Here is a 26,546-nt window from a genome sequence, read left to right as displayed (position 1 = left end):
AAAGCTTGCCATTTCCACCCGTTGGCAAGCTCCGGTTTATTTTAATTAATAAATTTATTCATTTGTTGTATGGCTGCTTTCTCCAAGCGTGAAACCTGAGCTTGGGAAATGCCGATTTCATCCGCGACTTCCATTTGTGTTTTTCCCTCGAAAAAACGCATGGACAAAATCATTTTTTCTCTTCCGTTTAACCGGTTCAGCGCCTCTTTCAGCGCAATCTCTTCAATCCACTGCATATCTTTGGATTTGTCATCACTTAATTGATCCATGACAAAAATCGGATCACCGCCATCCTGATAAACCGGTTCAAACAACGAAACCGGGTCTTGAATTGCGTCCAGTGCAAACACTACATCTTCTTTTGGGACATTTAATGCTTCCGATATCTCATAGATCGTCGGTTCCCTGGAATGCCGGTTGGTTAGTTGATCGCGAACCTGCAGTGCTTTGTATGCAATATCCCGCAGCGACCGGGATACGCGAATCGGATTGTTATCCCGCAAATATCGACGGATCTCTCCGATGATCATCGGCACGGCATAGGTTGAGAATTTAACATTTTGGCTGAGGTCAAAATTATCAATGGCTTTCATTAATCCGATACATCCGACTTGGAATAAATCATCCACGCATTCTCCACGGTTGTTAAAACGCTGAATCACACTCAATACCAAGCGCAGGTTCCCATTGACCAATTTTTCCCTCGCTTCAAGGTCTCCGGCTTGATATTTCTGAAACAATACACGCATCTCTTGGTTTTTCAGGACCGGGAGTTTTGATGTATCCACACCGCAGATTTCCACTTTGTTTCGTGCCATGAAAAATTCTCCTCCTCAGGATGGAACTAACTTACAGTATGTCCTGCGAAGGAGAATTTATAATGAAAATGAAATTAAACCATTTTATTGAATTCTTTACGCAATCTCTTAATAATTCTTTTTTCAAGACGGGAAATATAGGACTGAGAGATTCCCAACAGATCCGCGACATCCTTCTGTGTTTTTTCTTCACCGCCATCCAGACCAAAACGCAAAATCATAATTTTCCGCTCCCGGTCTGATAGATGCGATAATGCCGTCCGCAAAATTTTTTTATCCACTTCTTCTTCTATGTCGCGGCAAATGATGTCATTATCCGTCCCCAATACATCAGACAGCAGCAACTCATTTCCATCCCAATCCGTGTTTAAGGGCTCGTCAAACGAAACTTCCGACCGGACTTTGTTGTTGCGGCGCAAAAACATCAAAATTTCATTTTCGATACAACGGGAAGCATAGGTGGCCAATTTGATTTTTTTCTCCGGATCAAAGGTGTTCACCGCTTTAATCAAACCGATGGTTCCGATCGAAACCAGATCCTCGATATGGATCCCGGTGTTTTCAAACTTCCTTGCGATGTACACAACCAAGCGCAGGTTTCTTTCGATCAGGATGGCCCGGACGGCCGAATCCCCGCTTGGAAGCCGTTCTAACAAATGGGCTTCTTCTTCTTTGCTCAGCGGCGGCGGAAGGGCTTCGCTGCCTCCGATATAATAGATTTCTTCTCCCTTCAGCCCGAAATGAATTAAAATACGATACCAAAATAATTGAAACGCCATTTTCCATCTGGCAAACATCCCATTTACCCCCTCTTTTAAACGGCTGATACACAGGATGGATGAATGATCGCCTGGTAAGTCCCGTCGGATGAAAGACTTCCGACATCTATACCTATGAGAATTTTCTTGATTTTATTCTCATTTTCTCCTTGCGAAATGATGACATAATCCGGTTTGAGGGCCATCAGGAGATTATTCTTTGTTCCGGCCGCCCGATAAGGAATCAGGCGAATGCGATTCATCCAATCCGCCGGCAGCTCATCCCAGTCTTTTTCAAACCCCGGCTCTTTTGCTATTTTCCACAAAGGTTCCGGAAGCAGCAGTTTTAACTGCTCCAATTCCACCATGATCACCGGCGCGCGGGTGATCGGGTCCCGCAATTGATTTCCGGTGTCCACCAATCCCACACAACACAATTCTTGATCCTTCAGACGGATTTTCACATCGGCTGTGAATTGGTGAAACATTTGCCGCTCATCCAACGAACGCAATGACAAGCGGGTGTACAACCACACAAACGGAAATCCGAAAATGATCAGCCCCCATGAGACCGGGGATCCCCAACCATGTTGGGACTCCGTGTAAAAAATGCCTCCGGCCACCTGGCTGTCACCGGTCATGACATAGTGAAAAGCAACCATCGCTCCTCCCGTAATAAAGCAAATAAGATAAAACATTCCCAAATTCCTGAAAAAAGCAACCGGATCCTTAAAACCAAAAGCAATCCAAATCATAAAAATGGAAACAATGATTTTCACCGGCAAAAAGTAAGCGATGGAAAATTGCGGCCACAGATGCAACATCGAGTAAAACCCGCCCAGAAGGGCAGAAAGCAATAACCGCCACCAGACAGCCTTTTGCTTCCGGATCCCGGAAGTAAGCCAAAGGAGCAAAAAATCAATTGCGCTGTTGAGAAAGAAAATCACATCCGCATACACTGTCATAAGCTCTCTCTCCAAATCGGGGTGAGAATAGTATATCTTAATCTATATTTCAAAGTCTGTCTAAACTTGCCAACCCCATTTGACTTTTTTCGTCGAACCGGGAAACAACATGCAGGCTCCATCCGCACGGCATGCACAAAAAAAGCAACCGAATCCCGAAGGAGTCCGGTTGCAACAAACAGGCGTTCATTTGTTTTTGCGGTTGCGTAAGAAAGTGGGCACTTCCAAGTTGCCGTAAGGATCCATGATGCTTTCTTCATCCGGTTTTTTGGGGGCAGGGTCTTTTTGCAAGCGTTGGAACGGGTTCAAATTGTTATCTTCCCTTCCGCCAAATGAAGGTTTTCCCTGTGATTGCGGTTTGGCGCTCTTTTTCTCTTGCTCTTCATGATCGAAGCCGGTGGCAATCACCGTGACCAAAATTTCATCTTTGAGATCTTCATTAATGACAGCCCCGAAAATCATGTTCACTTCCGAGTGGGAAGCCTGGGTCACAATATCCGCCGCTTCATATACTTCGTACAAACTCAAATTGGTGCCGCCGGTGATATTCATCAACACACCGCGGGCTCCTTCGATCGAGGTTTCGAGCAAAGGACTGCAAATCGCTTTTTTGGCCGCATCGGCAGCGCGGTTTTCCCCGTTGGCCGAACCGATTCCCATCAAGGCGGAACCCCGTTCCGTCATAATGGTGCGGACATCCGCAAAGTCAAGGTTAATGAGCCCCGGGACGGCAATCAAATCAGAAATCCCTTGAACCCCTTGTCTCAACACGTTATCCGCTTCTCTGAACGCTTCCAGCATCGGGGTGTTTTTATCAACGATTTCCAACAGCCGGTCGTTGGGAATCACGATTAACGTGTCCACATTTTCCTTTAATGCCGCAACCCCTTGTTCCGCCTGATTCGCTCTTCTCCGTCCTTCAAAAGTAAACGGTTTGGTGACCACACCGACAGTCAGCGCCCCCAATTCACGGGCCACCGCGGCAATCTCCGGTGCCGCTCCGGTTCCGGTGCCTCCACCCATTCCGGCGGTGACAAACACCATGTCGGCTCCCTTTAAGACGCTTTCGATTTGTTCCCGGCTTTCTTCAGCCGCTTTTTTTCCGATTTCCGGTTTGGCTCCGGCTCCGAGCCCCCTGGTCAATTTTTCCCCGATTTGCAGGCGGACAGGCGCCTTGGAGCGGTTTAAAGCCTGTGCATCCGTGTTGACGGCAATAAATTCGACCCCTTGCACGCCCGCCTCAATCATCCGGTTGACTGCATTGCTTCCGCCACCACCGACACCAATGACTTTTATCTGGGCAATTTGTTCCATTTCAAGATCAAAATCCAACATATTCTTGTCCCTCCAATACAAAAGCTTACCAAAATCTTTTTAAATGAATTCATTTAACCAGTTTTTCATTTTTTCAAAAGCCGACGGTCCACGCTGCTTTTTCTGGCGAGGAGGGTGATGGGAGGTTCGATGCGACTCGGTTTGGAAAGCCCCGCGTTTATGCAAGTAGTGAATCATGCCGACTCCGCCGGTGTATGAGGGTTCTTTGACGCCAATATTTTGGGGAGTGGCAATCCGTACGGCTCCGCCCAATTGGTTTTGCGCAACATGCAGGATATACTGTGTTGCCATGACTCCTCCCGTCAACACATAACCACCGGCAGGTTCTTCCGAAAAGCCCATGGCTTTGACCTGTTGGCGGATCAACTGAAACATTTCTTCCAGCCGGGGTTCGATGATTTGCGCCAACTCCAGTTGGGTTACAATCCGGTCTCTGCTCGTTCCAATCGTTTGCACATTAAACATCTTGTCTGTCAACGCAAATTCTTTACAGGCAACCCCGTATTTGCATTTCACTTCCTCGGCTGAACTGGTCTGTGTCCTGAGTCCTATCGCAATGTCATTGGTTATGTATTCCCCACCAATCGGAATGACGGAAGTTCCTGCAAGGTGACCGTGCTGATAAACCGTCAGTGTCGTGGTTCCGCCACCCATGTCCACCATGACGACACCCAGATTTTTCTCATCATCAGACAGGCAAAGCTCACTGACGGCCAGCGGCAAAAACACCATTCCGGCGATATTTAAGTCCGCCCGCTCCACACAGCGAAGCAGATTGGTCAATATCGTCTTGGTCCCGGTGACAATGATCGCATCCACTTCCAACCGGACACCGACCATTCCGTTTGGATCTTTGATATCATCGAGGCCGTCAACAATAAATTGCTTTGGAACGACTTCAATCACTGCCCGTTCCGGCGGCAACGCAATCACACGCGCCGCTTGCAACACACGGTCAATGTCATGAAGGCTGATCTCCCTGTCTTCACTGGAAACAGCAACAACACCATGGCTCGGCTGCAAAGAGACATGGTGTCCAGACACTCCGACAAACACCTCGGAAATCTCTATGCCAACCATGCGTTCAGCATGATCCACCGCTTCACGTATTGATTGTACGGCTTGATCAATATTGATGATAGCTCCCTTTTTCATTCCTTGTGACTCTGCCGTCCCTACTCCCACAATGTGTGGTGTTCCGTCTGCGTTGATTTCGGCTACGATGACACGAACTTGTGAAGATCCAATATCCAAAGTGATAACGAAATCCTCATTGCTCAATTCTGGGCACCTCCTTGCCCGGGAGTCAGTCTTAATGTATGGGTATCCATTTTAGAATGAAAATATATTAAGGAAAAGGGAGGAAACTCTTACAAACCATATTCAACAATCACAGAGTGATCCCCTCTAAAGCAAAACATTTTTATTTATATTCCTATTTCCATGTTTTTCTTTTTAAACAATCTTCCACCTCATATCAGGTTGCCGGCTCCGCTCCGTCATCCGGAATAAACCAGATGCTTTCCAACAAATACAGTGTACCTTGCGGATGTTTAAAAAACGAGGGATAGTAATTCATTTTTTGTGAAAGATCTTCCACTCGCACAAAAATGCGGTGATGATAACCGGTTAAAATTTCCACTTGATCCTGGTGTTTGGAAACGGGTCGGACTTCTTTGATGGAACGTTGAATCATCGGAGGGATTTTTCCAATTTCTTTCACTGTTTGTTGCAGCATGGGATGGGCAAGATCCCATCCTTTAAATAAAATCCGGTCAGATTTGAATGAAAGCTGCCGGTGAGGTAAAATAGTACCGTCCAATAAAATGGGGAGATGTTTCTGATCTTTGGTTTCAAACCAACCGACAACCGGTTTTTCCCGAATCAAAATGGTCACTTTGTCCGGAAACGATTTTTTGACCTCTGCGTGACGGACTTCGGGAATGGTCCGGATTTGACTTGCGATTTCGTCGGGTTGGACACCAAAAAAAGAAACCCCTTCCTGTATCTGCGCTTTCTTTAAAATCGTTTCGGTTGATACCAATTGGTTTCCGGACACTTGAATCTCTTTGATTTTACTCAGCGGCGATCGCAAGAATATGGCAAACAACGCTCCCATAAAAAACAAAAAGATAAATGCCAAAATCCATGGTGACGGGGACCGTTTTTTGCCAATCCAATTGCGAAAGGGAGGAATGCGTTCATCCACCAAATGATACTCCTTTCCTCTGCTTTCGCCTGACTGACCAAGATGCAAAAAATATAATCTTCCCTATATATTACCACAAATATGGGATGTTGAAAGGTTTTCGCACAAAAAAACAGCGGCACAATCTGTGCTACTGTTCAGCATCCTTCTTGATCCGTTTGATATTTCCTCCCAATTGTCCGAATGTTTCCTCCATTGGCTCATAACCCCGGTCAATATGATGAACGCCATGAACAATGGTCCGGCCGCAAGCCGCCAATCCGGCGATCACCAATGCCGCTCCGGAACGCAAATCTGATGCAAACACTTCCGCTCCCTTCAGTCTTTTTACCCCGCGAATCGTGACCGTACGCCCGTTCAAATGCATATCCGCTCCCATTTTCTTCAATTCATGCACATGTTTCAGGCGCCGTTCAAAAATGTTTTCGGTCACCCGGCTTTCGCCCTCCGCCAGCGCAAGCAGGACCATGGTTTGTGGTTGCATATCGGTCGGAAATCCGGGAAACGGCTTTGTCACCAATTCAGAAGCCGGCCGGATGGATGAACCCGCCTTTACCCGGATGCCCTCCGGATCCCGACTGAAATGAACCCCCAATGGCTCAAGATGTTCGGCGAGCCCTTCCATCTCAGCTTCCTTGATCCCTTTCATAACCAATTTTCCCCCGGTGATTGCCGAGGCAATTGCGAAAGTGCCCGCGGCAATCCGGTCGGACATGACCTGATGGGAAGCGGCTGTCAAATAATCGACCCCAATGACCCGAATCTCGGGCGTGCCGGCTCCTTCAATCTGAGCTCCCATTTTGGTCAGGTATGTTGCCAACTCAACGATTTCCGGCTCACAAGCTGCATTTTCAATGACGGTCTCCCCTTCGGCACACACCGCCGCCATCATGATGTTTTCCGTGGCGCCGACACTCGGAAACTCCAACGGGATGTGTGTGCCGGTCAGTTTGGGCGCTTCGCACTGAATGATCCCATCCGTCTCCACAATTTCCGTTCCCAACATGGCAAGCCCTTTGAGATGGAGATCAATCGGCCGTGCACCGATATTGCATCCCCCGGGTTTGGTCACACGAACCCGCTGAAGGCGTGAAAGCAACGGCCCCATCAGAAAAACCGATGACCGGATTTGCCTCATTAGATGTTCCGGAATGCAATGTCTTTCCATGTTCCGTGTATCCACATACAACGTCGACCGTTCACGAACGATTTCCGCTCCCAACGATTCCAAAATCTTACACATTGCAAAAATGTCGGTCAGTCCGGGAACGTTTTCGACTTGGTGAATTCCTTCGGCTAAAACCGTAGCAGCCAGGATGGGTAAGGTTGCATTTTTTGATCCTTGGACACGAACAGATCCGGACAGAGGTTTGCCACCTTCAATCACAAACCGTTCCAATGTGTCACCTCCGTTTACTCTTCACCCACCACCTGCACTTCCGGTTCGAGACGGATATTGTATTTCTCATCAATGGTTTGAATGATGTGCTCGATTAATTGCAAAACATTTTTGGCCGTGGCATTACCCCGGTTGATAATAAAGTTCGCATGCGTGGTAGACACTTCGGCATCCCCGATCCGAAAGCCCTTTAAACCGGCTTCCTGGATCAGGCGGCCGGCGTAATCCCCCGGCGGATTTCTGAAAACACTACCAGCGCAAGGATATTGTAATGGCTGTGTCTTTCTCCGGCGGTCTTTATAAGAAGTCAGCCGCGACATGATCTCATCCCGTTCACCGTACTCCAATGTGAAGGAAGCTTCGGTCACGATTCCTTTCAGTTTGGTTTGAAGCACGGAAGTACGATAGCGAAATTCCATCTCTTCATTCGACAATGTCACCCATTCACCGGTTTCCAAAAGCACAGTCGCGGAATGAAGAACTTTAGAAATGTCAGAACCATGCGCACCCGCATTCATGTAGACGGCGCCCCCCACGTTACCGGGGATTCCCGCCGCAAACTCCAATCCGGTCAGCCCTTGTCTGGAGGTCATGGTTGCCAGCAAGATGGTGGAATACCCGCCGCCGGCGGTGACCCTGGTTCCATCCACTTTCAACTCGTTAAACCCTTCATCCAATTTGAACACCACACCCCGGATTCCACCATCCCGCACCAACAGATTGGACCCTCTGCCAATCACTCTCCAAGGAATCTGATGCCGGTACACCACCTGCATCGCCTGTTCCAATTCTTCCTTATTGCGCGGATAGATCAGGAGATCGGCAGGGCCTCCCACTTTCCACGTCGTATGGCGGGACAAAGGTTCATTGACTCGCACATCCTGGATTCCGATGCTTTTCATCTCTTGTATGATTTGTTCCACTTGATCGTCCCTCCTCGCCTACCCCGAAAGAGTCCCTCCAACCACTGGCTTAACATAGTTTATGCCGGTCCGTACTGATTGTGACGAACGTCTAATTGGTAGAGACCCTACTTTTCTCATTCATGGGTAACTGCAATTTTTTCCAACTCGCTGACCAATACTTCCGCCGCATGGGGGCGCCCCAGACGGCTGGCCGCTTCACTCATCGCATGATGTTCCTCTTTATTTTCAATCAGCCGTTTCACTTCACGCCACAAGTTTTCGCCCGTGCATTCACTTTCCAGAAGCATTTTGGATGCCCCTTGTTCCTCCAGCCATCTTGCATTGGCTTCCTGGTGGTTGTTGGTGACATAAGGGGACGGAATCAGAATAGAGGGTAAACCCAATGCTGTCAACTCGGCCAGCGTCGAAGCCCCTGCTCGTCCAACCACCAGATAAGTGGCTGCCAGCACATCCGGCATGTTATAGATAAACGGCTTGATATCCAGATTGGGGATATCATCGGTTTCAACCATTTCACGAATTTTATCATAGTGAACTTCGCCAGTCACATAGACAAAATGGACATCCGGCATTTCTTTCATGCGGGGGATCATTTCGAGAACCGCTTCATTAATGGCTTTGGCTCCCCGGCTTCCCCCGAAAATCAAGATAATCGGTTTGTGGGCATCCGTGATTCCCAAAGATTTTCTCCCGTTCGCGGCATTGGCTTGTACCACTTCGGTCGCCCTCGGGTTGCCGGTGAATACAATGCGGTTGGCACGGCTCAAATATTTTTGCGATTCCTCCAGGCTGATGGCAACCACATCCACAAACCGCGATAAAAATTTGGTGGTCAAGCCCAACACGACATTTTGCTCATGAATCAGGGTCGGAATTCCCATCTGATGGGCCGCATACACAGCCGGACCACTGACGTAACCGCCGGTTCCCACCACCACATCCGGCTCAAATTCGCGCATATATTCTTTGGATTTGCGAACGGCTTTGATGAATTTGTGCAAGGTGTGGACGTTTTCCCAAGAAACGCTTCTCTTAAACCCTTGGATTTCCACGGTATAAAAATGAATGTTCCCTTCTTTGGGAACAATTCGTGATTCCAATCCTTCACTGGTACCGATATAAGCGATTTCCACATCCGGGAATTTTTTTCTGACTGCCCGGGCAATTGCCAAAGCCGGGTAAATATGCCCGCCGGTTCCGCCACCGGATAACAAGATTCGTTTCATGATCCTTCCTCCTGATTATTTGGATTTACGTACAAACCGCGATAAATTCATCAATATTCCTACGGCTGCTAATGTCAATGTGAGGGAAGAACCTCCGTAACTCAAAAAAGGCAATGTGATTCCGGTCACTGGAAAAACCCCGGAGACAACCCCGATATTGATCACGGCCTGAATGATGATCATCGCCGTGATCCCTGTTGCCACCAAGCTGTAAAACATGTCGGGAACACCCATGGCCACCCGGATGCCGCGCCATACCAGGACGGCAAACAGCAAAATCACCGTGGCCGCTCCCAAAAAACCCAACTCTTCGGCTAAAATCGAAAAAATAAAATCCGTATGCGGTTCGGGAAGATACAGGTGTTTTTGTTTGCTCATGCCAAGCCCCAGCCCCATGAGCCCGCCGGGGCCGATGGCATATAATGACTGGATCAAATGATAACCCGCACCAAGCGGATCCTGCCACGGATTTAAAAAAGCGACAATCCGTTGAATACGGTAAGGTGCAGCCAGTATCAGCATGACGAATCCGACCACACCCAATAAGAAAAAGAAAGCCAAATGTTTTTTTCTGGCTCCGGCAGCAAAAATCAAAATAATTCCGGCTCCCATCAAAACGGTGCCCGTTCCCAGGTCCGGCTGCATCATGATAAGCCCGAAAGCGAGCCCCAACAACAGAAGTGCAGGTAAAAAACCCCGGGTAAAATGTTTGATGTCATAGTCGGGGTTGGAAAATATGCGGGACAAAAACATAATCATGGCCAGTTTCATAAACTCGGAAGGCTGGATGCTGAAAGCCCCGATTCCCAACCAGCTTCTTGCACCGTTACGCAAAATTCCAACCCCGGGGATCAAGACGATCAACAACAGAATGAAACATATCACAATCCCTGGTTTCGCCCATTCACGAAACTTTTCCGGGTCCAGTTTTGCAATCCAAAACATCAAGAAAACACCCAAAGATGCAAACAAGAATTGCCGCTTGGCGAAATAAAACGCGTCGTCGTATTTATGATAAGCAAAAGCGGCACTTGCGCTGTACACCATCAATACACCGATGGTCAAAAGCAAAACGATCGCAACCACAATGACGATATCGGGTGTTTGGCTCTTTGGATTCATGGGCGTTTTCACCTCTTGAAAATTTGGGCAAGCTCTTATACTTGAAGATTATGCACAGTCTTCTTAAATATGCTTCCCCTTTCCTCAAAAGAGGTGAACTGGTCCCAGCTTGCACATGCCGGGGAGAGCAACACCACATCCCCGGGCCGGGCCAGGTCAAATGCCCGTTTCACAGCCGTTTCCAAACCGTCCACGGAATACACATCTTTCAGCCCGGCATCCTTTCCCCGCCGGGTCAGGATCTCTTTGGTTTGGCCGTATGCAATCAACGCTTTCGCCCTTTTGTTAAAAACCGGGATCAACTCTTTAAAGTCGATGCCCCGGTCCAATCCTCCCCCGATCCAGATGACGGGTTCACGAAAGGATTCCAAGGCTTTGGAAGCCGCTTGCGGATTGGTCGCTTTGGAATCATTGTAAAAACGGACTCCGTTGATCTCAGCCACAAATTCCAAGCGGTGCTCCACCCCGCGAAAGTTTTTCAGCACCTCACGGATCGCAGACACGTCCGCTCCGGCTGCCAGACTCATCGCGGTGGCCGCCAGTACATTTTCCAGGTTGAATTCACCGCGCAGGGCAATGTCATTCACCGGAAGGACGGGTTCCGTTTTGTCCCCGATCCGGGCGGTCACCATGCCCTCTCGGACAAACACTCCTTCCGGCACTTCCTCCTTCCGGCTGAACCACCAAACCTCACTTTTGATTTGTCCGGCCGCCTCTTGACATACCGGATGATCCCGGTTCAGGACGGCGATGTCTTCCGGCGTCTGATTTTGAAACAATTTCATTTTGGAAGCAATATAATCTTCCATATTCGAATGGTAGTCCAAATGCGCCGGATAAACATTCAGGAGACAAGCGATTTCAGGTTTGAATGTGCGGGTGCCTTTCAACTGAAAGCTGCTGAGCTCCGCAACCAGCCACCCGTTGTCCGGGTTGGAGCGGACCGCTTCCGTCAATGCTTGTCCGATGTTTCCGGCCACCTGATTTTGGATTCCGCTTTTGGTCAACATTTCCCCCACCAGGGTTGTGGTGGTGGTTTTTCCGTTGGAACCCGTGATTCCGATGACCGGCGAATCGGAAAGGAGTCCGGCGATCTCCACTTCCGTTATGACGGGGATCCCCTTTTCCAATGCTTGAGCCACCGGTTTGGCATGATAAGGAATGCCCGGATTTTTCACCAACCAATCCACTTCATCATGGATCAAATCATCCGGATGACTTCCGCAAAGAACCGGGATCCCGATTCCTTCCAATTCTTCGGCTTCGGGACATGCTTCCCGCGGTTTTAAATCATTGACCACCACGTTGGCGCCCAACTCATGCAAACATTTTGCAACAGCAACTCCACTGCGGGCCAGCCCCAAAACAACCACCTGGCGGCCCGCCCAAATTCCGGTATTTTTCATTACAACCACATCTCCAAGAAGACACCCAAACCGGCGAGTACCAGACCGAAGAACCAAAAGGTGGTCACCACCCGCCACTCAGACCAGCCGCACAATTCAAAGTGGTGGTGTAACGGGCTCATGCGAAACACCCGTTTGCCACGGAATTTAAATGAAGTCACCTGGATCATCACAGACAATGTTTCAATCACAAAAATTCCACCGATAATGGGTAACAATAATTCCGTTTTCGTAATCACGGCCAACGCTGCAATGCCGCCGCCGAGAGCCAATGAACCGGTATCTCCCATAAACACTTTAGCCGGATTGGCATTAAACACCAAGAATCCCAGAAGCGCTCCGACCACGGCCACGGAAAAAATCGTCACCGTCGGGTTGCTTTGCAAAATCCCGATCACGGCATAAGCGCCGTACGCACTCACTGCTGTTCCAGCCAATAAGCCATCCAAACCATCCGTCAGGTTCACGGCATTGGAAGCACCGATCATCATTAACAAGAGAAGAGGCAGATATAACCAATTCAGATGAATGGTCAAATCAGTAAAAGGAATGTCCAAGCTGAAAATATAGTTGTTGGGACCGCCTGTCCGCACTTCCAAAAGCACCCAGAAAAGAACCAAACCGATAAACAGCTGACCGAGTAATTTCTGGTTGGCGGTCAGTCCGAGATTCCGTTTCATAACCACTTTAATATAATCATCCAAAAAGCCGAGAATTCCGTAACCCAATGTCGCAAACACCAAAAAGAACAGGTCTGCGTTAATAATGGCATCGTTGTTGTTCAACAAGGTCAAACTGCTGAGCGGAACGGCCGTCAACACAATCGCGGTGAGGATAATCACTCCGCCCATCGTCGGGGTTCCCGCTTTTTTCAAATGGGCTTGCGGCCCTTCCTCACGGATGCTTTGACCAAATTTCAACCGTTTTAACACCGGAATGATCATCGGTCCCAGGATGACGGCAATACCAAAAGCAACTGCAAGTGGAATTAAAATAAATCGAAATTCTAGATTCCCCATAGTTCTTCCCCTACGCTCCTTCAGTCATATTTTTGACAATCTGATCGAGCCTCGCTGCACGTGAAGCTTTGACTAAGAGGATGGTCTCTGGATGTCCTTCCCGGAGCAATGTTTCTACAGCTTCATCCGGCGTATGGAAATGAACGAGGGCTTGATTGTCACAAGCTTTTGCTTTCATAGCTCCCTCATGAATCCACCGGCCCCGTTCGCCAATCGTATATAAGCGGTGAATGCCTTTTTCCATGGCATACACCCCCAACTCTCTATGATAATGCTCCTCTTGTTCTCCGGTTTCAAGCATATCTCCCAGAAGAGCCCATTTCTCTTTTTCCGGCTCAATCTCTGCCAACAAGTCCAATGCTGCTTTCATGGATGTGGGACTGGCATTGTAGGCATCATCGATCAGCAACATTCCATTTCTTGCCATCTTCGTCTCCAAACGCATGCCGGTCAGGGTCACATTTGCCAGGCCACGGACAATCTCCTCTTCCCGAAGTTTAAAATACCGGGCCACCTCGATGGCAAGCAACGCGTTTTTGACATTGTGCCTTCCCAATAACGGCAAAGTGAAACGGGTACCGGTTTTCCGGGATTGAAAAGAAACCCCCTCGGTTCCCCTGACCTCTATTTGTTCCGGAGATTCGTCAGAATCGGCTTCCCATCCGGTTTTGATCAACAGCCTGGACTCCTCTTTCAACAAGTTCCGAAGCAACGGTTCATCTCCGTCGATCACCAGTGCCCCCGTCGGGGACAGTCCATCTTTAACTTCCAATTTTGCCTTCGCAATTCCTTCCCGGCTCCCCAGATGTTCGATATGGGACTCGCCGATGTTGGTGATCACCGCGACGTCCGGACGGGCAATGTTCGAAAGGACGGAAATCTCCCCGCGATGGTTCATTCCCATCTCGATCACCGCAATTTCCGTTTCCTCCGGCATCGATAACAAGGTTAAAGGCACACCGATATGATTATTAAGATTTCCTTTCGTTTTATGCACCGCATATTTTTCAGCCAACAAAGATGCGATGAGATCCTTGGTGGTGGTTTTTCCATTGCTTCCCGTCACCGCTACGACTTTGGCCTGACATTCCGCGCGGTATCCGGCAGCCAGTTGTTGCAATGCTTTCAACGTGTCTTCAACCACAATGACAGGGAGGTGAAGCTCCGGAAACGGCCGGTCCTGCTGCCACAAGACGGCTGCCGCCCCTTTTTCTCCGGCATCCTTTACAAACTGATGCCCGTCAAAACGTTCGCCAACAAGCGGAACATAAAGCTGATTGGCCCGGATGTTCCGCGTGTCTGTCGACACCCCGCACACCAGCCGGTGAAGATCGACAGGGCTTCCCCTCCAGCTTCCGCCGGTTGTTTCCAAAATCCATTGACATGTACGTTGCATTTCATCATTCCTCACTTTGCCCACATGGATCGAATGGCATCGGCGGCCACTTCCCGGTCATCAAAATGATGGCGTACGCCGTTGATTTCCTGATAGGTTTCATGACCTTTTCCGGCAATTAAAATCACATCTTCCGGTTTGGCTTTGGCCACCGCTTCATAAATCGCTTCCTTGCGGTTTTCAACCACCAAATAACGGTCTTTGGGATACTGATCCACCCCGACCAACATATCTTCCAAAATCGTGACCGGATTTTCCGTACGAGGGTTATCCGAGGTGAAAATGGCCAAATCACTGTTTTTCACCGCAATTTCCGCCATCAGCGGACGCTTGCTGCGATCGCGGTCCCCACCGCAACCCACAATGCAAATCACCCGACCCTTGGCAAATTCGCGAATGGTGGTCAACGCATTTTCCAGGCTGTCCGGTGTGTGGGCGTAATCCACAAGAACCGAATAAGGCTGTCCCAAATCAACCGGTTCAAACCGTCCGCTGATTCCTTCCACTTTGGCCAAGGCCGACTGAATCTGTTTCAGGTCCATGCCTTCAATCAGCGCGACGGAAACGGCCGCCAATACATTATATACATTAAATTTGCCGACCAATCTTGACCGGATGGGAACTTCTCCGCGAAATGTCTTTAACGTAAAGGTCGTTCCCGAAGATGAAAACCGGATATTTTCCGCCGTGACGTCAGCAGGCTGCTCGATGCCGTAGGTAATAACCTGCGCCGGCGTCCGTTGCATGAAATAACCGGAAGCTTTGTCATCCGCGTTGAAAACGGCAAACGCATTATCTTCTAAATCTTCCGCATAAGCATTTCCCAATTGACTGAACAGCAAACTTTTCGCTTCGCGGTAGTTTTCCATCGTCTCATGATAATCCAAATGATCTTGCGTCAAATTCGTGAAAACAGCGATCCGAAATTGACAACCTCTGGTTCTTCCCATGTCCAAAGCATGCGATGAAACTTCGATGACAGAATACTCACAACCCTCATCTTTCATCATTCGAAACGTTTTTTGCAAATCTGTCACTTCGGGAGTTGTATTTTTGGTTGCAAACTTTTTCTTTCCGATTTTTGTCTGAATGGTTCCGATCACGCCGGTTAGAGAACCTTTGTGTCTGAGAAGCTGTTCAATCAGATAAGTCGTGGTTGTCTTTCCGTTTGTTCCCGTCACTCCAATCAGCTTTAATTCTTGCGTCGGATAGTGGTAAAATTTCGCAGCCACCACGGCCATCGCTCTGCGTGTGTCAGGCACTTGAATCACGGGAATGCCCGGCAAATCAACCGGTTTTTCCACCATGACCGCCGCGGCGCCGTTGGCCACCGCCTGCTCGACAAAACGGTGGGCATCCACCTTCGTCCCTCTCAGAGCAATAAACAAGTCTCCCGGCTGAACCTGACGGGAATCGATTTGGATGCCATGAATTTCGGTCATCAGATCCCCTGTCGTCTTGTACAACATTAACGGCCGGATTAACTCACATATTCGCATCTTCTTCCTCCTTTTCGACAACAGAAAGACAACAGAAAATGCCAGGGGTATTCCTGGCATGGTCTATTCACATACCCTATTTTAATCTCCTTTCTATCATTTGTCACTTTCCTTGGCAAGTACGCACTTTCCTGCAATTACCGGATAAACCCCCGAGAATTCAAGGAGTGAGCAAAATCAAGCCACAGAATCCCCTTAGAAATGTTTGCATTTTGTTTGCAAATTGTTTGCATTTAAGTAACAAAGAAGCGCTGGTTGACGAGCCAATCGGGGGTTTTCTATGAATCCCCCAAATAGATTTTGATGGTCGTTCCTTTTTTGACACGTTGCCCGGGCTTGGGCATTTGATCAATCACCTTTTGCCCGTTTCCATAAACTTGCAGCGGAAAGGAATATAAACTGGAACGAATTTCATCGATGTCTTGATTGACCAAATTGGGTGCCGGGACAATCGGGATTTCTGCCGGTCCGTTTTCCGGCGGGATTTGTTTGGTTCGTTTGGGGATTTTTAAATACCGCAAGCTGTCATCCAAAATATTGCCGACAATGGGGGCGGCAACCACTCCGCCGAATTGAATTCCCTTGGGATTGTCGACTGCCACATAGACGACCAATTGCGGATCATCCGCCGGCGCAAAGCCGATGAACGAGACGATGTGGTTATTTTGCATGTATCTGCCATCCGGTCCCACCTTTTGTGCGGTTCCGGTCTTTCCGCCCACCCGGTATCCATCCACAAACGCTTTCCGTCCCGTCCCCTTCGCCACGACACTCTCCAAGGTTTGCCGGACTTGGGCGGAAGTCGCTTCGGAAATGACCTGCCGTTTGACTTTGGGTTTGACTTCTTCCACCACTTTTCCGGTTTCCGGATCCACCCATGCCTTGGCGATGTGGGGAACCATCAGCTTCCCGCCGTTGATCGCGGCCGAAACGGCAGCCACCTGTTGAATCGGGGTCACTGAAACCCCTTGTCCGAATGCCGTGGTTGCCAATTCAACCGGCCCCACTTGACTTTCCTCAAATAAAATTCCGCGTGCTTCTCCATTCAGGTCAATCCCGGTTTTCTCCCCAAACCCGAACTTGCGGATATAGGAAAACAATGTTTCTTTTCCCAGCCGCTGTCCCAACGTGACAAATCCCGGGTTGCAGGAGTTTTCCACCACTTCCAAAAATGTCTGATGTCCATGGCCTCCCGATTTCCAACAACGCAACCGGGCACCGCCCACCTTGATGTAACCGGGATCATGAAAGTGATCCTGTAAATTCACTTTCTTTTCTTCCAGTGCCGCGGCCAAAGTGATAATTTTGAAAGTCGATCCCGGTTCATATGTTTTCCAGATCGGCAGATTCCGGTTATAAATCAACGGGTCGGTCACCTTGTACTGATCCGGGTGAAAAGTGGGACGGCTGCTCATCCCCAGAATTTCACCGGTATTGGGGTTCATGGCAATGGCCAAGGCATTTTCCGGTTGATACTGGGCCATCGCCTGATCCAATTCCCGTTCGATGATGGTTTGAATCTGGTAATCCAGGGTAAGCATCAAGTCCAGACCATCCTGAGGGGGAATAAACCGGTCCACCCCTCCCGGCAATTTGTCCCCGCTGGCGGTGGCACTGAACGAAACATATCCCTTTTTTCCTTTCAATTTTTCATCATAGATCAATTCCAACCCGGCCAGCCCCTGATTGTCGATCCCGGTAAATCCCAAAAGATGGGCGGCAAAACTGCCATGGGGATAATACCGTTTACTGTCTTCTGCAATGGCAATCCCCGGGAGCCTGAGCCCTTGAATTTGCCGTGCTTTCTCTTCCGAAATCTTTCTCCCCCACGGATGAAGTTTAACAATCAATTGCCGCTGTGTGATTTTTTCATAGATTTTTTGTTCGGGTGCCTGGAGAATACGGGCCAATTGCTTTGCTGTATCGGCCGGATCTTTGATTTGGGCCGGAATCGCCATGACGGAAGGGGAACTGATGTTGTATGCCAGCTTCTTTTGATTCCGGTCCAATATCTTTCCCCGTTTCGGTTCATAAGGAATATTCCGGCTCCACAGGTCTTTGGCTTTTTCCGCCAATTCCCCGCCGGCAATCAATTGGACGTAAGCAAGCCGTGCCATCAAAACCATAAATACAAATACGGAAATCAAAAACAAAGAAAACAATCGTTTTCGAACGGTGATTTGTTGGCCGTGCATCTTCCCCTTCCTCTCCTTCCCATCTCTTACTCTAAAACTATGAAATCCGCCGGAAAAAAATGACACAGCCTGTCTTCTTCCATAAAAAAAAGACCCGCTTTAAAAGCGGGTCTTTCCATCCCTTTATTTAATCGTCTCGGCGAATTTGTCATTTGGTTGTACTTGCCTGATTTGCAGCGATTTTTTCATGATCTCCCTGGCGATCGGAGCGGCCACTGTTCCCCCGGTGGCATTTTTGGACGATGACGGCTCATCAATGGCGACATATACGACCACTTCAGGCTTGTCATACGGGGCAAAACCGATAAAGGATACGATGTATTGATTCTCCATGTATCCCCCGTCCGGATCCGGTTTTTGTGCCGTCCCCGTTTTTCCGGCCACACCATAGCCCGGTAAATCGGCTTCGACACCGGTTCCGTTTTGTACCACCCCACGCAATAACTCCCGCACTTGTTTTGCCGTGGATTCTTTTACGATCCGACGGCTTTCGGGTTGAAAAGATTTCACTTCTTTTTTCAACCCTGGTTCCCATATCGATTTCATGATATGGGGGGTCTTCCAGACACCGCCGTTGGCAATGGCGCTCACGGCTGCAACTTGCTGAATCGGTGTGACCGAAATCCCTTGTCCGAATGAGGTGGTGGCCAATTCCGTGGCATACAGGTTCCGTCCGAAAAAGTATCCCCTTCCCTCTGCCGGCAGGTCGATTCCGGTTTTTTTCCCGTATTGCTCCGTGATATTTCCGAAACCAAACCGGTTGATGTAATCCGTTAATTTCTGTGCGCCCAACTTTTGCCCCAGAATGACAAAAGCGACATTGCTGGACAGTTTGATTCCGTCCCGAAACGTGATGTTTCCCCATCCGCTTCCGTTCCAATCATGGATCACCCGGTCATCCACCCGGATCGAGCCGGACGGGAATGTTTGATCCGGATTGAATATGCCTTCTTCAATCGCCGCGGCCAAAGTCACAATCTTAAAGGTGGAGCCAGGTTCAAACTGTCCTTGCACGGCCCGGTTGATACTGTTTTCGTCACTCAGGGTCTCGGCATACCGGTTCGGGTCAAAAGTCGGGCGGGATGCCATGGCCAAAATTTCTCCCGTATTGGGATCAGCGACAATCGCCGTTCCCCCTTTGGCCTCATGAGCACTGATCGCTTCGTCCAACTCCAGTTCCACTTGATGTTGGATGCGCGAATCAATGGTTAAGACAAGATCTTTCCCATGCTCCGGAGGCTGGTTTTTTTCCGGCTGATCCGTGACCATCACACCGTTTCTGGCCTTCAGGTATTTGATGTAACCTTCTTTTCCCCTGAGCCATTTATCGTAATATTTTTCGATGCCGCCAACGGCTGTGTCATCATACCGCAAAAATCCCAAAACATGAGCGGCCATGGTTCCGTTATACTGCCTCATGAAAGTGGGAAAAGCATAAATGCCTTGGATAAGCCCGTCCTTTTTTAAGGATTCCACCTGATTGAGTGTCTCTTCCGGATACTTGTACTTCCCATTGTACCGGAGTTCCACAGAGTCTGAATCCTTCGACAGCAATTTGACCAACTCGTCTTCTTTTATTTTCAACACCGGTGCCAGATACTTTGCGGTTTTTTCAGGATTTTTCACCTGCCGGGTGTCTGCGACAAAGTAATAAGCGTCCACTTCCCATGCCAATTGCTGCTGCTTGGTCCGGTCATAAACAGTGCCTCGTTTGGGGCGAAGTGCATCTTCTTTGATCCACGTTTCTTTGGCCGCCGCGAGCAATTTGTTATGGTCCACCGCTTGCAGCCAAAACAATCTTCCAATCACAATGATGAATCCCACGATCCAAACGAGCCCGATCAGAAGAGAACGCCGTTTGCTCTTCTTAAACATCGAACCCATGTCAAGCCTCTCCCATCTCTCTGACAAATATTGTGTCTATTTCGGCATCAGGGGCTGGTTGAAGGTAAGTATTTTGGTGCTGTCAACTCTAATCCTTTCTGTTCAGCAAATTTGCGAATACGCTCCACACTTCTTAATTTGTTGGCTTCTGTTTCCAATTGGAGATTCTCTTTTTCCACCTTTTCGATTTCAAGTTCCGTATTTTGAATCGCCACATTTAACTCCGACACTTTGGCATAACGCGACAAAACCAGAACAGCCAAAGCAACGCACAAAATAACGCTGAACAGGTAAAGCAGTCTTTCACCGGTCGGAAACGCTTTAAAAGGGGTTGGCCTTTTTTGCTTCCGCTCCACTCTGTAAGGCTTATGGAGCTGTTTTGCAGCCGAACCATGAAAACGATCCGCTCTCATATATAAATCCTCCTCACACTACCTGCTTCTTTCATTTTTATATTTTTTCCGCGACCCTCAATTTTGCGGACCGGGCCCGTTGGTTTCTCTCTATTTCTTCCGGACTCGGCAGGACGGGTTTTTTTGTAATCATCTTCAATTCCGGTTTTCTGCCGCACGTGCAGACAGGAAAATCAGGAGGACAAATGCATCCCCGGGATTGTTCCTTGAAAAACTGTTTACAAATCCGGTCTTCCAGAGAATGAAAGGTGATCACACTGATGCGCCCTTGCGGGCGGAGCAATTTCACACTTTCTTTCAACGCCTCTTGAAAAGCGTTTAATTCATCATTGACGGCAATCCGAATCGCCTGAAACGAACGACGTGCCGGATGAGGCCCCTTTCTGCGTGCAGGAGCGGGAATCACCTGCTTGATCACGTCCACCAGCTCCAAAGTGGTGCGAATCGGTGCTTGCTTTCTCGTCCGGACAATTTCGCCGGCAATTCGCCGGGAAAATTTTTCTTCGCCATATTCAAACAAGATGCGAGCCAATTCTTCCTCCGGCCATTCATTGACAACATGAAAGGCGCTTAATTCCTGTGACTGATTCATCCGCATGTCGAGCGGAGCTTCCTGGTGATAACTGAAGCCCCGTTCTCCCTGATCGAGCTGGGGGGATGAAACACCCAGATCAAACAACAAGCCGTCGACCTTTTCATAACCTAGTTCATTCACAACTTTCCTGACATGTCGAAAGTTGGTGTTTATCAAATGCAAGTTGCATGTGTGTTCTTTTAATTTATTTTTGGCATGATCCAATGCTTGCTTGTCCTGGTCTAATCCGATGAGGGTTCCTGATGGAGACAGTTGCTCGGCGATCAACTGACTGTGTCCCCCTCCGCCCAGCGTACAATCCACATAGATGCCATCCGATTTGATACAAAGTCCATGGACTGCTTCTTCTCTTAATACCGTTTCATGTTTAAACACTTTCATTCATCCTTTGCTACAAATCCAGATCAATCAAACTTTCTGCGATTTCATTAAACGATTCTTCGGAGTTACAGTAATACTCTTCCCATTGTTCTTTGCACCAAATCTCAACACGGGTGGAGACACCGATGATCACACACTCTTTTTTCAAACGAGCATACTCCCGCAAATGGGGAGCAATATGGATTCTGCCTTGTTTGTCAAATTCCACTTCGCTTGCTCCAGAAAAAAAGAAGCGCGTAAATTTACGTGCATCCGCTTTGGTAAAAGGAAGAGCTTTTAATTTTTGTTCCAGTTGCGTCCATTCGGAAGGAGGATAAGCAAACAAACAGCGGTCCAAGCCACGGGTGATCACAAAAGAAGATCCCAATGATTCCCTAAACTTCGCAGGGATGATCAATCTCCCTTTATCATCGATATTATGCCTGAATTCACCCATGAACATACCGCTGTCCTCCCCTCTGGCCTCCCTTCCTCACCACTTTCCACCACTCTCCACCACACTGGTAATTATACCACACGGAATATAAAAAATCCTGCACGCAATGTGCAGGATTCAACCGTATATTTCCTTTCATCTCCAATCAATCCAACTGCCAGCTTGCCAGATATTTTTCCTGTTCTTCCGTCAAGCGGTCAATCGCCACTCCATTGGCTTCCAGGAAATAGCGGGCCACTTGCTCGTCGATCTGATAAGGCACATCCAACACTTTCGGTCCCAATTCGCCATGATGTTCATGCACATACAGCAGGGAAAGCGCCTGCAGGGCAAAGGTCATATCCATGATTTCGGCCGGATGCCCGTCTCCCGCGGCCAGATTCACCAGACGCCCTTCGGCCAACAGGTAAAGTTTCCGTCCGTCAGCCATCTCATACTCCGCGATGTCTTTTCTCACCACGCGTTGTTTCACGGCCGCTTTTTCCAACTGTTCCACGTCGATTTCGACGTTGAAGTGGCCTGCATTGGCCATGATGGCTCCGTTTTTCATCACTTGGAAATGCTCACCCGAAATGACTCCTTTATTCCCCGTGGTGGTGATGAAGAAGTCTCCGTGCCGGGCCGCCTCCTTGATCGGCATCACTTCAAAGCCGTCCATGTATGCTTCCGTTGCTTTGACAGCATCCACTTCGGTGACGATCACTTTCGCACCCAAGCCTTTGGCGCGCATGGCAACACCCCGTCCGCACCATCCGTAGCCGACAACGACCACGGTTTTCCCGGCAACGACCAGGTTGGTTGTGCGGTTGATTCCGTCCCAAACAGATTGCCCGGTTCCGTACCGGTTGTCAAACAAGTATTTGGAATGAGCATCATTGACCGCCACCATCGGGAATTTTAATGTCCCCTCTTTCTCCAGGGAGCGCAAACGCAAAATCCCGGTGGTGGTTTCTTCACATCCGCCCAAAACATTTTCCAACAGGTCCGGACGTTCCGAGTGCAAAATGCTGACCAGGTCCCCGCCGTCATCAATGATCAAATCCGGTTTCGTTTCAAGCGTTTTGATCAAATGGTCTTTATATTCTTCCGGAGACGGGTTGTATTTGGCAAACACTGTCACGCCGGAATCAGCCAAGGCTGCGGCGATGTCATCCTGGGTGGAAAGCGGGTTGCTTCCCGTAATGGCCACTTCCGCTCCTGCATCCCGAATCAATTCAGCCAGGCAAGCCGTTTTTGCCTCCAAATGCAGGGAAATCGCCACTTTTTTTCCGGCCAGCGGCTTTTCCGAGCTCAACCGTTCCCGCAACCGGCTCAGCACCGGCATATGATCCCAAGCCCAATCCATTTTCAAGCGGCCTTGCGGGGCCAGGTTCATATCACGGACAATGCTGTTTTCTGCTGACATATAAATCCCCCTGTTCCCATATGTAAATCCGATAATCGTGGTTATTATACACGATTATCTTCCAAAAGGAAAAAGACTAAATCAACAGGACATGGACGGAACCATCCAGCCGCACTTCGTAAGAAGGCGCCCGCAGCAAAAAGTCAACCCAATCCATCCCGTGTTCATTCCATGCCCATATCATATTGTAAACCCTTTCCTGGGGTTTGTCGTTCGGATAAATTCCGTGAATCAGTTCGTCCCATTTCCGTAACGATGCGCGATGTTTCTCTTCCAGGCTTTTTTTGGCAAAACGGTGCAAGTAATCGATTTGCGCTTTGATTTTTTCTTCATTTTTTTTTCCGATTTCCCTCATATTCATGCCGATGGTTTGGTGCAAATAACCAACCAGCTGCTCATGATGCCCTATGATGGCATCCGCCGCTTCCTGAAACCGGTCGGTCAGATCCGGAGGCTGTTGCTCATCAATCCACTTCAATTTTTTCTGATTCAAATTATCCAGTTCCTCAAGCCCCAAAGCAAACTCGTCCATCCGTTTTTCCAACGCCGGGTCCATCATCGTGACAAACACGCGCGGAATCACAATCGGCATTTTCAGGCCGAGTTCGTAAAACGCCTCTTTCAACAGGGACCAATACGCAATTTCACCGGGTCCGGCCACGAAGTAAAGGGTGGGGAACAAGGCTTCCTGCATGAGCGGACGGGTGATCACATTATTGCTGAACAATGCAGGCTCTTGTTCGACCAATGACATCAATTCATCTTCCGACCACTTTTTCAGGCCGTCTTTGGTGGTCCACTGCCCCCCTTTTTGAAACAGGAGCTGCCGCTCGTCATCGACTTGAATGAACAAATTTCCCTGATCCTCTTTTAAATCGACCGGAACTTCCAGTCCCCTTGCAGCCAGACGGCCGGAAGCGTTCTGCACCGCCCGGGCAATCGCTTGGCTTTGCCGGATCATGCTTTTAAAAACCGGCACCTCCAGCCGGCGCAGATTTTCGTCATGGGAATCCACCAACAACAATCCGTACGGGCCGAAAAAATGATGGAACACTTTGGCAAACAAGCGGGTCCATGACCGTGTGCCAATTCCCCACTTTTGGCACTGTGCCAGCCATTCTTCTTTGTAAGGACGGTCCGGCAGGATCTTGGCCAATTGATCCAGCCAGTCCCGGTACTGTTTTTCATCCAGCCTACGCCGGGAAATGGGGATTTTCCGCTGATCTTTCACTGCAAACCGGTGTTTCACCGGTTCTTTCTCGCCGTTTTGCACCCATACATGGTTCACTTCCTCCAAATCATGGTCCTCACCGGCAATCCAAAAAACGGGAATCACCGGCTGTCCCAGTTGTTCCTCTGCCTGTTTTGCCAACCGGATAATGGTGATGGCTTTATAAAAAGTATATAACGGTCCGCCCAACAAACCGGCTTGTTGGCCCCCGATCACGACCATGCTGTCCTCTTTGGCCAACCGGTTCAAATTTCGCTCCACTTCGGGATGCAACAAATCCGGCTGATGGTAAGACCGGAGCACCCTGACCAATTCCTGACGCGAAACGGCCGGTTTCGATGTTTTCAAATCGCGGGCGCGTTCGTAAATGCTTTCCTCCTGCCAAGGATGGTACTGATAAAACGAACCGGCAAACTCCCGGTCGTGAAGAAATTCATCAAATATACTGGATTTCTTGGTCATTGCTATCTTTTGTAACCTCATATATAACTCCTCTTTAAAAGAAAAGTCTGATGCTCCACCGTTACAAAGTATATCACTTCAATTATTATAGTGGCTAACTTTTTTTGTCCCCAAAAACAGACTAAACAAAAATCCCAGAAAAGAAACTCCTGCAACAAACAAAAAGATGCGCACCTCTTCACCGATGAGCACACCGGGTTCAAACAAGCGGGCCGCCGTCACAAATCCCAGCGCTCCCCCGGCCGCCCTGAACATGCCGGCAGCCATCAATCCTGAACGGATCCGGCGGGGCGATACCCATTTGAACATATATCGGTGAACGGGATCAGCCACTGCAAAGCTCAGAAACCATCCCAAGAAACTGAACGCAAAAAGCATCCACCGGCTGTCCGGGCCCCAGATCAAACCCGCACAAGTGACGGCCGAAAGCAAAAAAGCCGTATAAGCCAGACGGTGCACATACACAGGATTGGACAAAAAACCGATGACAGATAGCGCCATCATGGCACCGGTCACAATCAAACTCAAACAGACCGCTGTGCCGTATGTCCCGGTTTCATACTGCCGGGCAAACCAAAAAGGAAGCAAGGTCAGAATCGTCCACAGAAACCCTTGCAAAGTGACCTGTATATATAAAATCCACAGACGCCAATTGGCAAACAGATGCGGTTCAAAAAACGGATAGCTTCCCTGGCGTTCAACCATCAACAGAGGAACCACCATTCCAATGGCCACAATCCAAAGCGGCAACACTTCTTTATGCAAGACTGAGGAGATCCCTCCGGAAAAATCGGTGCTGGTGACGGCCATCATCAAAAACAAGACGATCAACCCGAAAAATACGATGGATTCGCCGCCGACCCCTTTGCGGTTCGGCTGATCAACGATTTTCCACGTTTGGGATATCAACAGCACCAAAAAAGCAAACAAAATATGCAAAATAAAAACCGATTTCCATCCCAGGGCTCCTGCCAGCCCGGCGGATGCCAAGGGAACTGAACACCATGTGACTGCAAATGCCAGCATGATCAAACTGCGTTTGCCTTTGGGCATTTTGCCGAGTTTGCGCCGGCATTGCGAGGAGACAACTGGCACCATGCCGCCGGTTCCGATGGCCTGAATGACACGGCCGCACATGAACCATACCCACTCCACGGCCAATCCGGCGAGCAAGGTTCCAAGCACAAAGAAAGTGAGAGCCGTCCACAATACTTCCATTTTCCCTTTGGAAGCCACCCAGTTATCCATCATGGGCAAAGAAAAGGCAAAAAAAGCCAAATGGAGTGAAACGGCCCACACCGCCCAATTCATCGACAAATGGTACTCCTGGATAATCAAAGATAGAACGGGCACCACCGTCAACAAATCGAATGTGCTGAAAACCATGCTGATGATATACGTATCAAATGACAACGATTTGGGACGAGACAAACCAATCCCCCCACAGTACTCCTATCCATAATTGT

The 26,546-nt window shown here is 48.9% G+C and carries 22 protein-coding genes; all 22 read right to left on the bottom strand.

The annotated features are described in order from the left end of the window. Nucleotides 1–41: 41 nt before the first annotated feature. Nucleotides 42–818 carry an RNA polymerase sporulation sigma factor SigG gene (sigG, locus tag NYE37_RS06140; RefSeq protein WP_037994949.1) on the bottom strand — a complete coding sequence of 259 codons (777 nt, stop codon included), beginning with the start codon at nucleotides 816–818 and terminating at the stop codon, nucleotides 42–44. A gap of 74 nt (nucleotides 819–892) precedes the next feature. Continuing rightward, nucleotides 893–1,615, bottom strand: coding sequence for an RNA polymerase sporulation sigma factor SigE (gene sigE / locus NYE37_RS06135; protein ID WP_037994951.1), 723 nt, complete (start codon nucleotides 1,613–1,615; stop codon nucleotides 893–895). Between the two features lie 17 nt (nucleotides 1,616–1,632). Beyond that, nucleotides 1,633–2,541 (bottom strand): sigma-E processing peptidase SpoIIGA, encoded by a 909-nt coding sequence (gene spoIIGA, locus NYE37_RS06130; RefSeq protein ID WP_340711876.1) that lies wholly within the window; start codon nucleotides 2,539–2,541, stop codon nucleotides 1,633–1,635. A 186-nt stretch (nucleotides 2,542–2,727) separates the two neighbouring features. Then, entirely contained in the window at nucleotides 2,728–3,876 is a 1,149-nt protein-coding gene (gene ftsZ, locus NYE37_RS06125) for a cell division protein FtsZ (RefSeq protein WP_037994954.1), read from the bottom strand. Nucleotides 3,877–3,915: 39 nt separating this feature from the next. Continuing rightward, nucleotides 3,916–5,157, bottom strand: coding sequence for a cell division protein FtsA (gene ftsA / locus NYE37_RS06120; RefSeq protein ID WP_121874216.1), 1,242 nt, complete (start codon nucleotides 5,155–5,157; stop codon nucleotides 3,916–3,918). Nucleotides 5,158–5,353: 196 nt separating this feature from the next. Further along, nucleotides 5,354–6,085 carry a cell division protein FtsQ/DivIB gene (locus NYE37_RS06115; protein ID WP_049720288.1) on the bottom strand — a complete coding sequence of 244 codons (732 nt, stop codon included), beginning with the start codon at nucleotides 6,083–6,085 and terminating at the stop codon, nucleotides 5,354–5,356. A 130-nt stretch (nucleotides 6,086–6,215) separates the two neighbouring features. Further along, entirely contained in the window at nucleotides 6,216–7,484 is a 1,269-nt protein-coding gene (gene murA / locus NYE37_RS06110; RefSeq protein ID WP_049720289.1) for a UDP-N-acetylglucosamine 1-carboxyvinyltransferase, read from the bottom strand. A 14-nt stretch (nucleotides 7,485–7,498) separates the two neighbouring features. Beyond that, nucleotides 7,499–8,407: a UDP-N-acetylmuramate dehydrogenase gene (gene murB / locus NYE37_RS06105; RefSeq protein WP_037994964.1), complete on the bottom strand. Its 909-nt coding sequence runs from the start codon at nucleotides 8,405–8,407 to the stop codon at nucleotides 7,499–7,501. 116 nt (nucleotides 8,408–8,523) lie between these two features. Next, a complete protein-coding gene (gene murG, locus NYE37_RS06100; RefSeq protein ID WP_037994966.1) occupies nucleotides 8,524–9,636 on the bottom strand; it encodes an undecaprenyldiphospho-muramoylpentapeptide beta-N-acetylglucosaminyltransferase in 1,113 nt (370 codons plus the stop codon). A gap of 15 nt (nucleotides 9,637–9,651) precedes the next feature. Further along, nucleotides 9,652–10,758, bottom strand: coding sequence for a stage V sporulation protein E (spoVE, locus tag NYE37_RS06095; protein WP_037994969.1), 1,107 nt, complete (start codon nucleotides 10,756–10,758; stop codon nucleotides 9,652–9,654). A 35-nt stretch (nucleotides 10,759–10,793) separates the two neighbouring features. Further along, nucleotides 10,794–12,164, bottom strand: coding sequence for a UDP-N-acetylmuramoyl-L-alanine--D-glutamate ligase (murD, locus tag NYE37_RS06090; protein ID WP_049720290.1), 1,371 nt, complete (start codon nucleotides 12,162–12,164; stop codon nucleotides 10,794–10,796). Next, nucleotides 12,164–13,183 carry a phospho-N-acetylmuramoyl-pentapeptide-transferase gene (gene mraY, locus NYE37_RS06085; protein ID WP_037994974.1) on the bottom strand — a complete coding sequence of 340 codons (1,020 nt, stop codon included), beginning with the start codon at nucleotides 13,181–13,183 and terminating at the stop codon, nucleotides 12,164–12,166. The genes murD and mraY overlap by 1 nt, the downstream gene beginning before the upstream one ends. A 10-nt stretch (nucleotides 13,184–13,193) precedes the next feature. Further along, nucleotides 13,194–14,579, bottom strand: a complete 1,386-nt coding sequence (locus NYE37_RS06080) for a UDP-N-acetylmuramoyl-tripeptide--D-alanyl-D-alanine ligase (RefSeq protein ID WP_084712913.1) — start codon at nucleotides 14,577–14,579, stop codon at nucleotides 13,194–13,196. A gap of 11 nt (nucleotides 14,580–14,590) precedes the next feature. Continuing rightward, nucleotides 14,591–16,078, bottom strand: coding sequence for a UDP-N-acetylmuramoyl-L-alanyl-D-glutamate--2,6-diaminopimelate ligase (locus tag NYE37_RS06075; RefSeq protein ID WP_037994976.1), 1,488 nt, complete (start codon nucleotides 16,076–16,078; stop codon nucleotides 14,591–14,593). A 278-nt stretch (nucleotides 16,079–16,356) separates the two neighbouring features. Further along, nucleotides 16,357–18,273, bottom strand: coding sequence for a stage V sporulation protein D (locus NYE37_RS06070; RefSeq protein WP_049720291.1), 1,917 nt, complete (start codon nucleotides 18,271–18,273; stop codon nucleotides 16,357–16,359). Nucleotides 18,274–18,396: 123 nt separating this feature from the next. After that, nucleotides 18,397–20,157: a peptidoglycan D,D-transpeptidase FtsI family protein gene (locus tag NYE37_RS06065; protein ID WP_049720292.1), complete on the bottom strand. Its 1,761-nt coding sequence runs from the start codon at nucleotides 20,155–20,157 to the stop codon at nucleotides 18,397–18,399. A gap of 47 nt (nucleotides 20,158–20,204) precedes the next feature. Beyond that, complete coding sequence (gene ftsL, locus NYE37_RS06060) at nucleotides 20,205–20,570, bottom strand: cell division protein FtsL (RefSeq protein WP_049720293.1); 366 nt, start codon at nucleotides 20,568–20,570, stop codon at nucleotides 20,205–20,207. A gap of 37 nt (nucleotides 20,571–20,607) precedes the next feature. Further along, nucleotides 20,608–21,546 (bottom strand): 16S rRNA (cytosine(1402)-N(4))-methyltransferase RsmH, encoded by a 939-nt coding sequence (gene rsmH, locus NYE37_RS06055; RefSeq protein WP_198050787.1) that lies wholly within the window; start codon nucleotides 21,544–21,546, stop codon nucleotides 20,608–20,610. 10 nt (nucleotides 21,547–21,556) lie between these two features. Beyond that, nucleotides 21,557–21,988, bottom strand: coding sequence for a division/cell wall cluster transcriptional repressor MraZ (gene mraZ / locus NYE37_RS06050; protein ID WP_062843156.1), 432 nt, complete (start codon nucleotides 21,986–21,988; stop codon nucleotides 21,557–21,559). Nucleotides 21,989–22,127: 139 nt separating this feature from the next. Then, entirely contained in the window at nucleotides 22,128–23,387 is a 1,260-nt protein-coding gene (locus tag NYE37_RS06045) for an adenosylhomocysteinase (protein WP_037994981.1), read from the bottom strand. A gap of 76 nt (nucleotides 23,388–23,463) precedes the next feature. Next, on the bottom strand, nucleotides 23,464–25,101 hold the full coding sequence (gene bshC, locus NYE37_RS06040) for a bacillithiol biosynthesis cysteine-adding enzyme BshC (RefSeq protein ID WP_082813533.1): 1,638 nt from the start codon (nucleotides 25,099–25,101) through the stop codon (nucleotides 23,464–23,466). A gap of 57 nt (nucleotides 25,102–25,158) precedes the next feature. Beyond that, nucleotides 25,159–26,511, bottom strand: coding sequence for an MFS transporter (locus tag NYE37_RS06035; protein WP_062843154.1), 1,353 nt, complete (start codon nucleotides 26,509–26,511; stop codon nucleotides 25,159–25,161). Nucleotides 26,512–26,546 lie beyond the last annotated feature (35 nt).

The organism is Thermoactinomyces sp. FSL K6-2592 (assembly GCF_038006465.1).
GTDB lineage: Bacteria > Bacillota > Bacilli > Thermoactinomycetales > Thermoactinomycetaceae > Thermoactinomyces > Thermoactinomyces vulgaris.
This window is presented reverse-complemented; position numbering and strand designations above follow the sequence as displayed.

Bases quoted from the DNA above. Each gene is read 5' to 3' on its own strand.
- NYE37_RS06070 (WP_049720291.1), bottom strand. From the start codon at position 18,273: ATGCACGGCCAACAAATCACCGTTCGAAAACGATTGTTTTCTTTGTTT.
- sigE (WP_037994951.1), bottom strand. From the start codon at position 1,615: ATGTTTGCCAGATGGAAAATGGCGTTTCAATTATTTTGGTATCGTATT.
- NYE37_RS06045 (WP_037994981.1), bottom strand. From the start codon at position 23,387: ATGTCAGCAGAAAACAGCATTGTCCGTGATATGAACCTGGCCCCGCAA.
- ftsZ (WP_037994954.1), bottom strand. From the start codon at position 3,876: ATGTTGGATTTTGATCTTGAAATGGAACAAATTGCCCAGATAAAAGTC.
- sigG (WP_037994949.1), bottom strand. From the start codon at position 818: ATGGCACGAAACAAAGTGGAAATCTGCGGTGTGGATACATCAAAACTC.
- NYE37_RS06080 (WP_084712913.1), bottom strand. From the start codon at position 14,579: ATGCAACGTACATGTCAATGGATTTTGGAAACAACCGGCGGAAGCTGG.
- mraZ (WP_062843156.1), bottom strand. From the start codon at position 21,988: ATGTTCATGGGTGAATTCAGGCATAATATCGATGATAAAGGGAGATTG.
- spoVE (WP_037994969.1), bottom strand. From the start codon at position 10,758: ATGAATCCAAAGAGCCAAACACCCGATATCGTCATTGTGGTTGCGATC.
- murD (WP_049720290.1), bottom strand. From the start codon at position 12,164: ATGAAAAATACCGGAATTTGGGCGGGCCGCCAGGTGGTTGTTTTGGGG.
- mraY (WP_037994974.1), bottom strand. From the start codon at position 13,183: ATGGGGAATCTAGAATTTCGATTTATTTTAATTCCACTTGCAGTTGCT.
- bshC (WP_082813533.1), bottom strand. From the start codon at position 25,101: ATGAGGTTACAAAAGATAGCAATGACCAAGAAATCCAGTATATTTGAT.
- spoIIGA (WP_340711876.1), bottom strand. From the start codon at position 2,541: ATGACAGTGTATGCGGATGTGATTTTCTTTCTCAACAGCGCAATTGAT.
- rsmH (WP_198050787.1), bottom strand. From the start codon at position 21,546: ATGAAAGTGTTTAAACATGAAACGGTATTAAGAGAAGAAGCAGTCCAT.
- NYE37_RS06075 (WP_037994976.1), bottom strand. From the start codon at position 16,078: ATGCGAATATGTGAGTTAATCCGGCCGTTAATGTTGTACAAGACGACA.
- murG (WP_037994966.1), bottom strand. From the start codon at position 9,636: ATGAAACGAATCTTGTTATCCGGTGGCGGAACCGGCGGGCATATTTAC.
- ftsL (WP_049720293.1), bottom strand. From the start codon at position 20,570: ATGAGAGCGGATCGTTTTCATGGTTCGGCTGCAAAACAGCTCCATAAG.
- NYE37_RS06065 (WP_049720292.1), bottom strand. From the start codon at position 20,157: ATGGGTTCGATGTTTAAGAAGAGCAAACGGCGTTCTCTTCTGATCGGG.